General features: G+C 49.4%; 15 protein-coding genes and 1 pseudogene. 3 read left to right on the plus strand and 13 right to left on the minus strand.

Annotated features, from left to right (window positions below):
* The first annotated feature begins 338 nt into the window (after positions 1–338).
* Complete coding sequence (gene yfbR, locus BN6628_RS18830; protein WP_068619904.1) at positions 339–938, plus strand: 5'-deoxynucleotidase; 600 nt, start codon at positions 339–341, stop codon at positions 936–938.
* A 77-nt stretch (positions 939–1,015) separates the two neighbouring features.
* Here yfbR and BN6628_RS18835 read toward each other — a convergent pair whose 3' ends face one another.
* Both BN6628_RS18835 and BN6628_RS18840 read right to left on the minus strand, forming a co-directional pair.
* Positions 1,016–1,888 carry an SDR family oxidoreductase gene (locus BN6628_RS18835; protein ID WP_068619905.1) on the minus strand — a complete coding sequence of 291 codons (873 nt, stop codon included), beginning with the start codon at positions 1,886–1,888 and terminating at the stop codon, positions 1,016–1,018.
* Positions 1,889–2,115: 227 nt separating this feature from the next.
* Positions 2,116–3,003: a glycosyltransferase gene (locus tag BN6628_RS18840; RefSeq protein ID WP_068619906.1), complete on the minus strand. Its 888-nt coding sequence runs from the start codon at positions 3,001–3,003 to the stop codon at positions 2,116–2,118.
* A gap of 147 nt (positions 3,004–3,150) precedes the next feature.
* Between BN6628_RS18840 and BN6628_RS18845 the strand changes: the two genes are divergently transcribed.
* On the plus strand, positions 3,151–3,501 hold the full coding sequence (locus BN6628_RS18845) for a helix-turn-helix domain-containing protein (protein ID WP_068619907.1): 351 nt from the start codon (positions 3,151–3,153) through the stop codon (positions 3,499–3,501).
* A gap of 150 nt (positions 3,502–3,651) precedes the next feature.
* On the opposite strand, the gene BN6628_RS18850 is transcribed toward BN6628_RS18845, so the two are convergent.
* The 4 genes from BN6628_RS18850 to BN6628_RS18865 all read right to left on the minus strand — a co-directional run bounded on the left by BN6628_RS18850 (position 3,652) and on the right by BN6628_RS18865 (position 7,804).
* Entirely contained in the window at positions 3,652–4,077 is a 426-nt protein-coding gene (locus tag BN6628_RS18850; RefSeq protein WP_089153565.1) for a hypothetical protein, read from the minus strand.
* Positions 4,078–4,311: 234 nt separating this feature from the next.
* A complete protein-coding gene (gene mdh, locus BN6628_RS18855; RefSeq protein ID WP_068619908.1) occupies positions 4,312–5,253 on the minus strand; it encodes a malate dehydrogenase in 942 nt (313 codons plus the stop codon).
* Positions 5,254–5,266: 13 nt separating this feature from the next.
* On the minus strand, positions 5,267–6,562 hold the full coding sequence (gene icd, locus BN6628_RS18860) for an NADP-dependent isocitrate dehydrogenase (RefSeq protein ID WP_068619909.1): 1,296 nt from the start codon (positions 6,560–6,562) through the stop codon (positions 5,267–5,269).
* 129 nt (positions 6,563–6,691) lie between these two features.
* Positions 6,692–7,804: a citrate/2-methylcitrate synthase gene (locus tag BN6628_RS18865; protein WP_068619910.1), complete on the minus strand. Its 1,113-nt coding sequence runs from the start codon at positions 7,802–7,804 to the stop codon at positions 6,692–6,694.
* Between the two features lie 367 nt (positions 7,805–8,171).
* Here BN6628_RS18865 and ytvI point away from each other — a divergent pair, with 367 nt between their 5' ends.
* A complete protein-coding gene (gene ytvI / locus BN6628_RS18870; protein WP_068619911.1) occupies positions 8,172–9,290 on the plus strand; it encodes a sporulation integral membrane protein YtvI in 1,119 nt (372 codons plus the stop codon).
* 454 nt (positions 9,291–9,744) lie between these two features.
* On the opposite strand, the gene BN6628_RS18875 is transcribed toward ytvI, so the two are convergent.
* The 7 genes and pseudogenes from BN6628_RS18875 to BN6628_RS18905 all read right to left on the minus strand — a co-directional run.
* Positions 9,745–10,137, minus strand: coding sequence for an FxsA family protein (locus BN6628_RS18875; RefSeq protein WP_068619912.1), 393 nt, complete (start codon positions 10,135–10,137; stop codon positions 9,745–9,747).
* A gap of 48 nt (positions 10,138–10,185) precedes the next feature.
* Positions 10,186–10,701 (minus strand): acyl-CoA thioesterase, encoded by a 516-nt coding sequence (locus tag BN6628_RS18880; protein ID WP_374706258.1) that lies wholly within the window; start codon positions 10,699–10,701, stop codon positions 10,186–10,188.
* Positions 10,702–10,823: 122 nt separating this feature from the next.
* On the minus strand, positions 10,824–12,245 hold the full coding sequence (pyk, locus tag BN6628_RS18885; protein ID WP_068619913.1) for a pyruvate kinase: 1,422 nt from the start codon (positions 12,243–12,245) through the stop codon (positions 10,824–10,826).
* A 141-nt stretch (positions 12,246–12,386) separates the two neighbouring features.
* A complete protein-coding gene (locus BN6628_RS18890; RefSeq protein WP_068619914.1) occupies positions 12,387–13,349 on the minus strand; it encodes an acetyl-CoA carboxylase carboxyltransferase subunit alpha in 963 nt (320 codons plus the stop codon).
* Entirely contained in the window at positions 13,350–14,243 is an 894-nt protein-coding gene (accD, locus tag BN6628_RS18895; RefSeq protein ID WP_068619915.1) for an acetyl-CoA carboxylase, carboxyltransferase subunit beta, read from the minus strand. It lies immediately after the preceding gene.
* A gap of 78 nt (positions 14,244–14,321) precedes the next feature.
* Positions 14,322–14,510, minus strand: a complete 189-nt coding sequence (locus tag BN6628_RS26715) for a glutamate decarboxylase (RefSeq protein WP_068619916.1) — start codon at positions 14,508–14,510, stop codon at positions 14,322–14,324.
* A 255-nt stretch (positions 14,511–14,765) separates the two neighbouring features.
* Positions 14,766–15,079 (minus strand): annotated as a pseudogene (locus tag BN6628_RS18905) (hypothetical protein); the annotation flags it as partial.

The raw sequence follows: 15,079 nt of genomic DNA on the forward strand, positions 1-15,079 counted from the left end.
GTTGCTCCCCGATTTCTTGAATTAAATGTATAAGGTTGAAGTCCGGTCACAAAGGCGAACGCTTCGCTTCTCCAGAATCATTTCACACTCTTTCCTATTCGTAATTCTTTAGTTCAACTTATATAGATGTTCAGCGGAGCATTTCGGAGACAAAGGCGGATGCTCCGCTTCTTCAGAATCACTCGGGATCGAAGCTGAGATTGGTTATTTTTTTAAAGTTCATTTTATATAGCTTGCTTCCGTCATCTTCTCTTCGTTAACATTGTTAGTATTATAATAACACAATGTAATCCCCGTATTATGATCTATTAAATCTGTTTGAAAGAGGGATATGACCTATGAACTATCACTTCTCGGCCTATATGTACAGGCTTAGGTCCATCAGCCGCTGGAGCCTGATGCGCAGCACTTCAATTGAAAATGTCGCCGAGCACTCTTTCCATGTCGCTCTTCTTGCCCATTTGTTATGCGAAATCGGCAACCGTCTCTACGACAGGCAGCTGCAGTCCGAGCGTGCTGCCACACTCGCCCTGTTCCATGATGCGACCGAAGTGTTCACCGGGGATATTCCTACTCCGGTCAAACATCATAATCCCCGCCTGCTGTCAAACTTTAGAGAAATGGAGGCCATTGCCGCAGAACGTCTGACTTCTATGATTCCTCCCGAGCTTGCGCCCGCATATGGACCTCTGCTTAATGCGGATGATCCTGCCGATCAAGAGCTGCGCAAATATGTAAAAGCCGCCGATACACTCGACGCTTACCTCAAATGCACCTGGGAGCTTGCCTCCGGCAACAGGGAGTTCGCCGCAGCCAAGAGCCAGCTCCAGCAGAAGCTCGAAAGCCTGCAAATGCCGGAAGTTTCCTACTTCCTCGTTCATCTCGCGCCCAGCTTTGAGCTCACCCTGGACGAACTGTCTACCGATTTATCCGATTAGGAGCAGCTAATTGGAACAACAAAAGGCGGCCGCCAGGTTCTTAAGCCTGGCGGCCGCCTTCATTATGTCTTAACTGATTATCCGTTCACAATCTCTCCACCGTTTACATGGAGTACCTGTCCGCTGATGTAAGACGAATCCTCGGATGCCAGGAACACATAGGCTGGTGCCAATTCCTCCGGCTGTCCAGGGCGCTGCATTGGTGAATCTGCCCCGAACTGCTTCACCTTCTCTTCGTCAAAAGTGGAAGGAATGAGTGGTGTCCAGATGGGTCCCGGGGCAACGGCGTTGACCCGGATGCCTTTTTTGCCAACCAGATTCATCGATAATGCCCGGGTAAAGCTCACAATAGCGCCTTTGGTCGAAGAGTAATCCAGCAGTGTCGGATTCCCCTTGTAGGCGGTAACCGAAGCGGTGTTGATAATGGTGCAGCCCTTCTTCAAATGAGGCATAGCCGCTTTGGTTAAGTAGAACATAGCGAATATGTTCGTGCGGAATGTCCGTTCAAGCTGCTCTGAAGTAATATCCTCGATGTTCTCCTGCGGATGCTGTTCACCGGCATTGTTCACCAGGATATCGAGCCCGCCGAGCTCACTTACCGTCTTCTTCACAGCTTCCTGTGCAAAAGCCTCCTCTCCGATATCTCCAGGGATCAAAAGCGCTCTGCGCCCGTGCTTCTCCACTTCCGATTTCGTCTTCTCCGCATCACTATGTTCGTTCAAATATACAATAGCCACGTCCGCTCCTTCTTTGGCATAAGCAACGGCTACGGCCCGTCCAATTCCACTGTCTCCTCCAGTAATAAGCGCAACCTTGCCCTTCAGCTTGCCTGCGGCCTGATAAGAGCCTTCATATTGCGGTAGCGGGTTCATCTGGTCTTCCAGGCCCGGTCTTTGATTCTGATGCTGTGCTGGCATGGTTTGTTTAGGCTGTTGATTGTTTGATGACATTTCAAGTTCTCCTCCTTGTGATGGCTGGAATTCATGATTATGTCTAGGATGCCAAGATAACCTTGGACATTATTCCTAACATACTTACCACCTGGGAAAGAATTGAACCTCTCATCACTAAACTGACAAAATTGTAGATAATATCGCAGCTTTCCAATTCGCAATCATAATCAAGTTTATGAAACCGGATTCGACTTTCCATTTACCAGAAAAAGAATTATCTCCAATCAGTACTCAATCTGGTACCGGTCAAAAAACCAGCTGTCATCAAACTGCCTGCGCGCCAGATACTGCTCTCTAAGCTGGAGCACACCATCCTCCAGGAGCTCGCTCTCCCATTTCTGCAGTTCGCCTCCCTCACCAGCTACCCTGCGGGATTTCTCCAGCCTCTCCTCATTGAAATGCAGATACGCCAGCCGGAGAAGATGATAATCCCGGTAATCCACAGGAGGTACGTATGGAAACACGGTACGGTAAACCAGCGAAATGTTGACGGAAGGCTCAATCCTGCATCTAAAGCCCAGCAGCCTCATCCGGAGCGAGAACTCTGCCGCCACGGCTTCTTCCTGCCTAAAGCCTGCCTCGAACCCCTGATTCTCAACAAAAAGCTCACGCCTGACCGCTATACACTGCCAAGGCAGGACGGGCGCCTCCCCAAGATCATCCCTGTCTGTAATCCACTCTACTGTTAATTCCGGCAGCTTCAGCGACAGTCCATATCCAATCCTGTCTTGTTGCTGGTGAGCAGATATACTAGGACTTACACAATCAGTTGAACCCGATCTGATGGATTGAACTAATCCCTCCATCCAATAATCATCAACATACATATGGCCCGAGCAGAATACACATATCTCCCCCTTGGCTGCCAAAGCCCCCCGATTCCTTGCTGCGGCCGCACCGATGCCCTCTGTCTTCACATAATGGATAGGCATAGGGAACCGGTACTCGTACAGGAATTCACAACAGCAATCCATAGACTGATCATCAACAATAATAACTTCATAAGGGATGTCTGTCTTGGAGACCTTCATCGATTCAAGGGTCATCATCAGATTGATTCCTTCATTCTTGACCGCAATGATGACTGATACAGCCGGTACATTCGTTAGCATAAAGTTTAACCTCACTTACATTGGAAATACTAACTCGATACATACTTCCATAATAACCCAAATAAAACTATAAGTAAACATTTATAAAACTGTTAGCTTATTAAGTTTACCTCTCATATTCACTAATTTTATAGTAGGAGGGGTTATATGAATTATGATTCACTCGGCAAACGGCTGCGGCAGGAACGCCGCAAGATGCATTGGACCCAGGAAAAGTTGGCAGAGAGAATCGATGTCTCCGACGCATACATAGGGCAGATTGAGAGAGGAGAACGCAGCTTATCCCTCGATACGCTGATCCGGCTTGCCAACGAGCTGGGCGTAACGGTAGATTACCTGCTGCAGGACTCCATAGAAATCACAGATGATCAGTTCATAGACCAGCTCCGGCAGATCATGATGAACCGCTCCTCCAAGGAGAAGCAGATGGCCCTGGATGTGATTAAGCTAATGTTTACCCATCTTGATGAACTCTCATCATCTCCGTCCAAAGAATAACATGTCCAAAAGCCCCCGTCCCCGGGAATCCTAACTCCGGCTGACCGCGGGGTTTTTGAATCTGCGGCCGCATGAACGTTTCCCAGTTAGGGCTTAAACAAAAAGCCGAATCTTCTGTCTTAGAAGATTCGGCTTCTTATGTATATCTAATTAAATTACATAACGGAAAACCATGAAATATACAATAACAATCATCACAATAGCCAATACCGAGCTAAGAGTACGGATCTTGCCAATATGATCTGTGGCTTCCTTCTTGGCGCGGATGGCTTCCCCAGCAAGGCGCAGCGGCTTGCCAATAATGCCGCTAAGTGCTCCGGCAGCCAGGAAGAGAACAATCACTACGACCATCCAAGTTACGGAATAGTTCCCTTTACTGATAAGGTATCCCCCCGTTAGGAACTGGAGAATCAAGCCGTACTGTCCAAAGCGGTTGAGTGTTCTTACTGCAGACACTGTCCCTTCCTGGGCGGGCAGAGACAGGCTGCCCACACGCCCGACAACAAATGGAAGAACAATGTAGAAGCCAAGTGCTAGTGAGCCAAGAACGTGCAGAAAAATCATCGCATTTGTCACAACATTTTGCCACCTTTCACTTATTTAGATTAATTATAAACTATTATATCCATTATCCAGATTAAAGAAAAGGTACAAGGGAGAGATAGAATAAGCAATCTGTTAAAACGTGAACATATTAAGACAAATCCCCGAATTAAACGGCTCAAATCACGGAAAATAAACCAAACCGGCCTCCAGTCCGCGTTTTCAGCAGATTGAAGGCCGGTAGTAGGATTGCCCGGCTTCGACATCTTAGCCTTGGACAATCTTGATGACACTGCGTACAGATTCAGCCGACTTATCCAAAGCCGCTTTCTCCTCCGCTGTCAATTCAAGCTCGAATACTTTCTCAATACCACTGCCGCCGAGAATCGCCGGCACACCCAAGAACAGATCGTTATACCCGTATTCCCCTTCAAGCAGGGCAATCACCGGAATAATCCGTTTCTTATCCTTCAAGACAGCTTCCGCCATCTGTACCAATGAAGCAGCCGGAGCGTAGTAAGCACTGCCGTTGCCCAGCAGGTTTACGATTTCTCCCCCGCCAACGCGGGTCCGCTGTACGATGGCTTCAATACGGTCCTTCGGAATCAAAGTGTCAATCGGGATTCCACCGACGCTGGAGTAACGGACGAGCGGAACCATATCGTCGCCGTGTCCACCAAGCACGAAGCCGCGAACGTCTTCCACCGACACATTCAGTTCCTGGGCAATGAAGGTGCAGTACCGGGCGGTATCAAGCACACCGGATTGGCCGATGACGCGGTTCTTCGGGAAGCCTAAAGTTTTGTAAGCCGCATAAGTCATGGCATCCACCGGATTGCTCAGAATAATAACAATGGAATCCGGGCAATATTTCTTCACGTTCTCACAGACCGAAGTCACAATGCCTGCATTTGTGCTGACCAGGTCGTCGCGGCTCATGCCCGGCTTGCGGGCAATCCCGGCGGTAATGATCACAATATCCGAACCTGCGGCATCCTCATAGCTCGAGGTACCCACAATGTTGCTGTCGAAGCCCTGTACAGGACTTGCTTCCAGCATATCAAGCGCCTTACCTTTAGTCGGATTCTCCAATTGAGGAATATCAAGAAGAACAACATCACCGAGTTCTTTCTGCGCAAGCATCAAAGCGGTAGTTGCGCCGGTAAATCCGGCGCCCACAACCGTAATCTTTTTACGTTGAATTCCCACTTGGACAGTCCTCCTACATGTTTTTGATAACTTGATCAGCGAACTCCGAGCACTTCACTTCTGTTGCGCCTTCCATCAGGCGGGCAAAGTCATAAGTCACGGTTTTATTGTTAATGGAGGTTTCAAGGCCTTTGTAAATCAGGTCTGCAGCTTCCTGCCAGCCAAGGTGCTCAAGCAGCATAACGCCGGACAGAATAACCGAACCCGGGTTGACCACATCAAGATCCGCGTACTTCGGAGCCGTGCCGTGAGTGGCTTCAAAAATTGCATGTCCAGTCACATAATTAATATTGGCACCTGGAGCGATCCCGATACCTCCAACTTGCGCCGCCAAAGCGTCGGACAGATAGTCCCCGTTCAGGTTCAGCGTTGCGATGACATCAAAGTCAGTTGGACGGGTCAATACCTGTTGAAGGGCGATATCCGCAATCGCATCCTTAATCAGGATTTTGCCAGCATCCAAAGCTTCCTTCTGAGCAGCGTTCGCCGCATCTGTACCGGACTGTTCTTTAATTTGGTCGTATTGTGCCCAAGTGAACACCTTGTCGCCGAACTCCTGCTCAGCAACTTCATAACCCCAGTTCTTGAAGGCGCCTTCTGTAAATTTCATGATATTGCCTTTGTGAACGAGCGTGACACTCTTACGTCCATGATCGATAGCATATTGAACCGCGGCACGGACCAGACGCTTGGAACCTTCTTCAGACACAGGCTTAATCCCGATTCCGGAAGTTTCCGGGAAGCGGATCTTCTTAACACCCATTTCGTTCTGTAGGAAGGAAAGAACCTTCTTCACTTCTTCGCTGCCTTCCTTGTACTCGATACCGGCATAGATATCCTCAGTATTCTCACGGAAAATAACCATGTCAACAAGCTCAGGACGCTTCACCGGTGAAGGCACACCGTCGAAATAGCGAACCGGACGCAGGCAGACATACAGGTCAAGCTCCTGACGCAGCGCCACGTTCAGGGAACGAATGCCTCCGCCGATTGGCGTAGTGAGTGGTCCTTTAATAGCTACGATGTATTCACGGATCGCAGTAAGCGTGTCCGCAGGAAGCCATTCACCATATGTATTGAATGCTTTCTCTCCCGCGAAGACTTCGTACCAAGCGATCTTCTTCTCTCCGCCATAGGCTTTCTCTACAGCAGCGTCAAGCACTCGTACGGAAGCTTTCCAGATATCCCGGCCTGTTCCGTCACCTTCGATGAATGGAATGATAGGGCGGTTTGGCACTTGAAGCTTACCATCTTGAATCTCAATTTTATCGCCTTCAGTCGGCAGGCTGAATTTCTCAAAGTTCGGCATATTACTTGTTCCTCCTCAAAAGTATGAATTATGATAGCAGGTCCAGTTAAGGCCTATACATGAAGAAGGGGTAGCCCGCATTTCTGCGGTACCCGCTTCTCCCGCTATATTCTAGCATAACTTGCATAATTATCTTAAATCAATCGGAATATACTTCTGATTGTAAAGCCCGGTATATTCGGCGCGAGGACGGATAATCCGGTTGTCATCAAGCTGCTCGATAATATGTGCCGTCCATCCGGACAAGCGGCTGATCGCAAAGATCGGAGTGAACAGATCCTTCTCGATGCCAAGCAGGGTATAGACCGACGCGGAATAGAAATCCACATTCGGCTTAAGCCCTTTCTGGGAAGTAATCAGGGACTCAATTTTCACAGACATATCATAAAGCGTGGAATCCCCCTTCAGGGAGCTGAGCTCTCTCGACATCTTCTGCAGATGCTTGGCGCGTGGGTCCCCGTTTTTATATACACGGTGACCGAAGCCCATAATTTTATCCTTATTATCAAGCTTGCGTTGGATGTACTCTTCCGTTTTATCAATGGAGCCGATTTCGTTGAGCATCTGCATTACAGCTTCATTCGCACCGCCATGCAAAGGCCCCTTCAATGTTCCGATCGCGGAAGTAACCCCGGAGTATATATCGGACAAGGTAGCTACGGTAACACGTGCAGAGAACGTGGATGCGTTCAGCTCATGGTCGGCATGCAGCACCAGGGCCTGATCCAGTGCTTTCACGGCTACAGAATCTGGTTCCTCGCCAGAGAGCATATAGAGGAAGTTATAAGCCAGGCCTACCCCTTGCTTCGGCGCTACTGGCTCCTTCCCTTTGCGGATGCGGTCAAACGCCGCGATCAGGGTCGGAATCTGGGCCTGCAGCTTGATCGCCTTGTTCTGGGTCGATTCATGACTGATATCGCCAGCAGTCTCATCGTACAGCGCAAGCGCGGATACTCCCGTACGTAGAGCAGCCATCGTATTCGTGGATTTGGGATAAAGCTTAATCTGTTCCAACACTTCGGAAGGAATAGCCGCATATTCACTCAATTGCTGCTTAAGCGCGTCCAGTTCAGACTGGGTCGGCAGCTTGCCATACCACAGCAAATAAGCCACTTCTTCAAAACTGGCATGCTCCGCAAGCTCATCGATATTAATTCCCCGGTAAGCCAGCACGCCATCTTCGATAGAACTAATAGAAGAAGTCGCAGCCACAATACCCTCAAGGCCTTTGGTAGCTGTCATTATACATCTCTCCTTTGTCAGGCATAAATTGAGCAAATAAACTAATGTAAACAGTTACATTTTGAAAGATTAAAAGAATGCGGGTGTAAGAAATAAGATAATGTTACACCAGATGAAACTTAATTTCATCATACTGGATTTTCGAATGCATGGGAACAGCTGAATGGCCCGCTATTACATCAAATTGTTTTATCGCAACCATAAACAAAATATTAACCGCTTACAAAATTATATATTTAAATTGGTTCCAACGGCCTAAAGCAAGCCCTATTTGCCTTGACCGGGTCTTTTCCTGCATACTATAACATAATTAATAGATGGAATACATTCATCCGTAAAAGCCAATTCTTACAAAGGAGAATGCTTCTTGGACAATATTATTGTCAAACGCCTGCTTCGGGGGTTCTGGGTAATCACCGCACTTGCGCTGGTTGGACTGGCATTCTACTGGCTCATCCCACTGCTCTATCCCTTTCTGATTGCCTGGCTGATCGCTTATGCGATGAATCCGTTAGTAGGCTTCCTGCAGAAGAAGGTCAAGCTTCCAAGATGGCTGGCCGTTACGCTCGGAATCCTGGTTTTCTTCGGAGGAGCTTCCGTTGTTCTATCCGCGGTTGTTACCCGTTCCGTCAAGGAGCTCATTCATTTAACGCAGTCCTTTGACCTGCACATCGAGAAATGGAAAAGCTTCTTTATCAGCTGGACGCAAAGCGAAGGAATCCAAAACATCATTGGTGAGATCAACAAATTCATTAAGAACAATCCAGACTATCAGCACACGATTAACCAGAATATCAACCGGACAACAGAAACGATCAGCTCAGTGGTGACTAACATGGTCACCAGCTTCCTGAATGGCATTGTCAACCTGCTGACCTCGCTTCCTAATCTGGGGGTCATTCTGCTCGTCATCATCCTGGCTACCTTCTTCATCAGCAAAAACTGGGACCGGCACCTTAGATCCATGACCGGATGGGTCCCCCTTCCTTTCCGCAAGACGGTCAAGGACGTATGGGGAGACCTGCAAAAGGCGCTGTTTGGCTATCTCCGGGCCCAGTTCATCATGATCTCCATTACCGCTGTAATCGTCCTGGCAGGACTTCTTATCATTGGTGTGGACTCCGCCTTTACCTTTGCCCTGCTGATCGGTTTTGTCGATCTGCTGCCGTATCTTGGCGTAGGAACCATTATGGTCCCTTGGCTGGTGTATGCGTATATCTCGGGTGATATCCGGCTTGGAATTGGCCTATCTATTCTGTATGGTGTCATTCTGATCGCACGCCAGCTGATTGAGCCCAAAGTTCTTGCCAGCAGTGTCGGCCTCGACCCTCTCCCTACCTTGATCGGCATGTTCGTAGGTCTTAAGCTGTTCGGAGTCCTAGGACTTATTATTGGGCCGGTCTCCTTCGTGGTGATATCCGCGGTGAACCGGGCCAATGTGTTCCGGGATCTGAGGAATTATATCGTGAATGGCAGGATTCATTAGCCCTGCTGACTTCGACTAAATGAGGCCGCCCCAAAAGGGCGGCCTCTGATCTATGTTAAGAGTTCGGTTTGTGTTCAAAAGGCTCCGAGAACGAACGTTACTTCCATCGCTGTTGGTTTTAGATTTCTTGATTTATTTTCAGTGGATGAAATCCAAAACCAAAGACGACCGCTAGCGCTTGGCCGCGGGTCGTTCGTTCTCTCCGCTGACTTAGGCGAAATCTCACGCTAAAAAACAAACATATCAAAGCAAAAGAATCCGTTCATTGGTAAAGTAGTAATGCCTGGCGACTATACCAAAACAATGCTGCGCTTATACTCTCAATTCTGCTGAAGATCTAGTAGGCAAAATGACCGAACGGCAGGCCAGGATAAATTCCCGGGCCTGCCGTTCGGTCATTTTGTTTTGATATAAGAATTGTCCTTTAAGCCTTGAAAAACGCCAAACAATCCAGTCAGCGCCGAAAAAAGGTAATCGAGCCGTCCTTCATTTTTTTGGCGACCCACTTCACCAGCCACAGCTTGTAAAGCGGCCGGGTCAGCGGAAATACCATAGTGAATCCGATAGTGTCTGTCACAAATCCAGGAATAAGCAGCAGCAGACCGCCAATCAGAATACAAAGCCCGTCAACAACCGTTCTTCCCGGAAGCTGCCCATTACTCATCTGCCCACGGGCCGATTCGAGTACCTTCCGTCCTTCAAATTGAACCATAAGTCCGCCAAGAATGGAGGTCGCCAGCGTAAGAAAGATTGTTTTCCCCACCCCAATGCGCTGGCCCACCCAGGCATACACGACATATTCAATAATAAACACAACCATAACTAACAGGACTGTCCATTTACGCATGAAATTGCCCCTTCTTCTGCAAGCCTTGCTTCCCAATCTGAAACCAGGTTATTGCCCTTGCCTGCGCTCTTTAAGTAAAATGCCATTAAGAGCATTGTACAGGTTCGGCAGCTTTTTATCCAGCCGGGCCGGTCTCCAGCTGAGGTCTACCCACACATGGCTGGTGGACCCGGTTACCAGAAGCTCTCCTGGCAGAGGCTCGTCATTCTCCCATATTTTCTTGCTCTGTTCCTCTCCAGGCTGCAGGCGTCTGACTTCATAAGCATAACCCAGCCGCAGCGGGGAGAAAGCTGTCATTCTCGTGAATACCGCAATCTGGTCATCATAACGGGCCGGCTGCTTGAATTTCAAATTCGCATCCACTACCGGGAGCAGAACTCCCTCCTCTTCCATCCCCTTATAGTCGAATCCAAGTGCGCGGATCATCTCGGTGCGCCCAATTTCAAACCAGTTCAAGTAGTTGCTGTGGTATACCACCGCCATTTGATCCGTCTCCTGATAACGGACCCGTAGACCGGCCATATACCAACGGCTGATTGCTTTATCCTTGTTCATCAGGTCCATGGCTGCTCTCCTTGTTCTGATCTTCATAGTATATTAAAACCGGCTTGCTATCATAACAAAAAAGCAATGGTTCAACACATCGGTTGTTCCATTGCTCTTGTTCCATTCATATTCTGATACGGCTAGCTGCGGATTTGACCGATCTTCACCAAATTCGTGGAACCCGAACGGCCCAGAGGCACGCCAGCTGTAATTACAACCAGATCGCCATCCTTCACAAGTCCGGAATCTACTCCACCCTTCATCGCACATTCGAACAGTTCGTCCGTTGAGGATGCCACGTTTCCTTTAACTGGGGTTACGCCCCATGCCAATGCCAGACGGCGCAGGGTTTGGTCAACCGTAGTAACCGCAATAATAGGCGATTTTGGACGGTATTTGGATACCATACGAGCGGTATATCCAGTTTCCGTTGAAGTGATAATAGCTTTAGCATTCAGGTCCAGCGCGGAGTTTGCAACAGCCTGGCTGATCGCTTCCGTTACTGTAGTCTGCTGTGCATGGCTTTGCTTCTCGAAAATTTCACGGTATTTCAAAGCCGATTCCGCTTTCTCAGCGATACGGGACATGGTCAGCACCGACTCAACCGGGTATTTACCGGCAGCAGTCTCACCAGACAACATGATGGCATCCGTGCCGTCAAAGATCGCATTCGCTACGTCACTGGCTTCAGCGCGGGTAGGTCTTGGGTTGCGCTGCATCGAATCCAGCATCTGGGTTGCGGTAATAACCGGCTTGCCCACACGATTACATTTCTCAATCATCATTTTCTGAACCAAAGGTACATCTTCTGCTGGGATCTCAACCCCAAGGTCACCACGGGCAACCATCAATCCGTCGGAAACTTCCAATATTTCATCCAAGTTATCGACACCCTGCTGGTTCTCGATCTTGGAGATAATTTGAATATAAGTGGCGTTATGCTTCTCAAGAAGCTCACGAATCTCTAGTACGTCACTTGCTTTGCGAACGAAAGAAGCCGCAATGAAATCAATGCCTTGCTCGATACCGAAGATGATATCGTTGGCATCTTTCTCTGTAATACCCGGCAAGGAGATATGTACACCCGGTACATTTACACCCTTCTTGCTCTTGATGGTACCACCGTTAACAATACGGCATTTGATCTCTGTACCTTGAATATCCACAACAGTCAGTCCAATCAGACCGTCATCGATCAGAATGGTTGAACCCACTTCCACATCGCTTGGCAGGTCTTGGTAGGTAACCGAGATCCGGTTCTTGTCACCAAGGATTTCTTGAGTTGTCAGGGTAATGAATTCATCCTGAACCAGTTCAATAGGCTCTACTTCCAATTTGCCGGTGCGGATTTCAGGACCTTTGGTATCCAGCAGGATCGCAACGGATTTACCTAGTTCCTGGCTGGCTTGACGAATGTTCTTGATCCGGCCTCCATGCTCTTCGAAATCTCCATGGGAGAAGTTAAGACGGGCTACGTTCATGCCGGCAAGGATCAATTTCTTGATGTTCTCCAAAGATTCACTGGAAGGACCGATAGTACATACAATTTTAGTTTTACGCATTGGGGTTTCCTCCGTTTTCGGGTTTCTCTCTTTATCTTCTTTTTCCAACAATTAAATCTACTACAGAATTGACGATTTGTATAGGAACTTTGTCATATTAAATCATTACCCAGCTGGGCAAAATCTATAATAGGTGCGTTTTTATTTCTTTGCGACACCGAATTTTCCGATTTTCCGGAATTTTTGATACCTCTCTTCGCGCAGCTCGTCCGCAGACTTGCTCTTAAGCTCCTCCAGGTGGCGGACCACAGCCTCCTTGATGCTGTGGGCAGTCTGCTCGTAATCCTTATGGGCACCGCCCTTAGGCTCTGGAACAATCTCTTCTATGACTTCCATCTCCAGCAGGTCCTCGGCGGTAATCTTCATCGCCTCTGCGGCCTGATCCGCCTTGGATGCGTCTTTCCACAGAATGGACGCGGCTCCATTCGGAGAAATTGCGGAATAGATGGCATTTTCGAGCATCAGCACCCGGTTGCCTACCCCGAGAGCCAGAGCCCCGCCACTTCCCCCTTCTCCGATGACCACACAGATCACAGGCACACGAAGGGAAGCCATATCCCGCAAGTTGCGGGCGATCGCTTCTGACTGCCCTCTCTCTTCAGCTGTAATTCCCGGATAAGCGCCTTTAGTATCGATGAAGGTCACAATCGGGCGGCCGAACTTTTCGGCCTGCTGCATCAGGCGCAGCGCCTTACGGAACCCTTCAGGGTGGGGGCTTCCGAAGAAACGGGCGATGTTATCCTTGGTATCCTTGCCCCGCTGTTGGCCCAGCACAGTAACCGGCGTGTCATTCAGCTTGGCAATCCCGCCCACAATAGCGAGATCGTCACCGAACATCCGGTCTCCATGCAGCTCGATGAAATCCGTAAAGATGAGTTGGATCAAATCCAACGAGGTCGGCCGCTGATGGTTCCTCGCCAGATGCATCTTCTGGGATGGCGAAATCGAGCTGTAGATCCCTTCCTCAAGCTCGCGGTACCTTTCCTCCAAACGGTTGATTTCATCGCTGAAATCAATCCCCTTTTCGTCTCCGAACTGTTTGAGCTCATCAATCTTCTTGCGCATCTCCGTCAGAGGTGTCTCAAAAGGCATTTCTCCCGCCATTTAAACTCCTCCTTTCACAACGTGCAGCTCAAGCAGCTTGGCCAGCATACTCTTCAGTTCCTTGCGGTGGACCACCAAATCCAGCTGACCGTGCTGCAGGTTGAACTCCGCGGTCTGGAAATCATCAGGCAGCTTCTGGCGGATCGTCTGCTCAATAACGATCCGTCCAGCAAAGCCGAATACAGCCCCCGGCTCAGCGATAATAATATCTCCAAGCATGGCAAAGCTGGCGGAAACGCCTCCGGTCGTCGGATCCGTAATCACCGAAATATACAGGCCTCCCTGCTCATTAAAGCGGGACAGCGCTGCACTGGTCTTAGCCATCTGCATCAGACTCAGAATACTCTCCTGCATCCGGGCACCGCCGGAAGTGGAGAAAATAATAAGCGGAAGTTTGCTTTCCGTTGCCGCCTCAATAGCCCGGGTAATCTTCTCCCCTACAACAGAACCCATACTTCCGGTAAAAAAGTCAAAGCTCATAACCGCCACAATTACAGGCTGGTCCGCAATTGTCCCTTGTCCTGTAACCACCGCTTCGCGCAGCCCTGATTTCAGGGTCTGCTGTTCCAGCTTGGTAGCGTAGCCGGGGAATCCAAGCGGATCCTCGGATATAAGATCCTCGTCATATTCCACAAAGCTGCCTTCATCCATAATGTAACGAATCCGTTCCATCGCGTTCAGGCGCATGTGATATCCGCAGTTCGGACATACTTTGAGATTCTTGTCCAGCTCTTTGCTGTACTGGATCGTCCCGCAGCTGCCGCATTTACTCATGAGCCCCTCGGGAATCTCACGTTTCGGGCGGTCGCCCTGCTCTGCGGTCATGTCACGACCGACCCGCTCTGAAGGAATGGTCGCGTACTTCCTTTTTTTCTGGAATAAGTCCTTAAACACAACTACACCTCTCCAGCCGTTATTTGCTCTCCCGCATCTTGCAGTTAATCCTCTATAGCATTCTTCGCATTCTAATCTTCAGGAATGCAAGATAGAATTCAGCACTTCTTGTACTTCTTCAAGTTCCCCGGAAGGTACCAGAATTTCAAACTGCTGTTTGGATAAATTGACAGGACGTGTTTGGACAAGAAAGCCTTCTTCCGTCAGCCTATTTTTAATCCTGTCCGCAATTTTTGCGGTAGGCGCAATGTACATAACTGTCCACATGTCCTTCTCCAAGCCCCCTAACCCTCAGTTTTGAGCCCGTATAATAGAGTAATGATAACATAACCTTCATTTTTCCCGCAACAGAGGGAGACAGCGGCAGCGTCCCAAGCTTTCGGGCCGCCGCCGCTGATTACCAATATGGAATATCAAATTGTATGCCCCGCTTGTCCGGGATATTCATTTCAAAATCCCCGGGAACACACGGGGAGAGCAGCGAAATGCCCGCCATTTAACTAGGCTCGGGCACGTTCACCATCACTTCACCCGGACCGTCTGGGGTCCCAGCAGCTGCTCAATTTCCCGGAACAGCTCCGGTGAAGGCTTGATCTTGTAGCGCTCGCTCAGCGCCAGCAGCTTCTGGGAGCTCTCATAGAACAGCACCGTCGGCATCACGCCCGGGTGCCGCACGAGCAGCTCCTTCAGCTGCTCCAGCATGGCCGCATGCTCCGCCGCGGCCGCAATCTTGATGAAGACCCGCTGCCCCGCAGGGGTCTTCACAGGCCGTGCGGACGCCTCCGCAGGCGCGCCCGCGGAAGCACCCGCCGCCGCGCCAGCATGCTGCGGCGGCG

This window comes from Paenibacillus tuaregi (genome assembly GCF_900086655.1).
Classification (GTDB): Bacteria; Bacillota; Bacilli; order Paenibacillales; family Paenibacillaceae; genus Fontibacillus; species Fontibacillus tuaregi.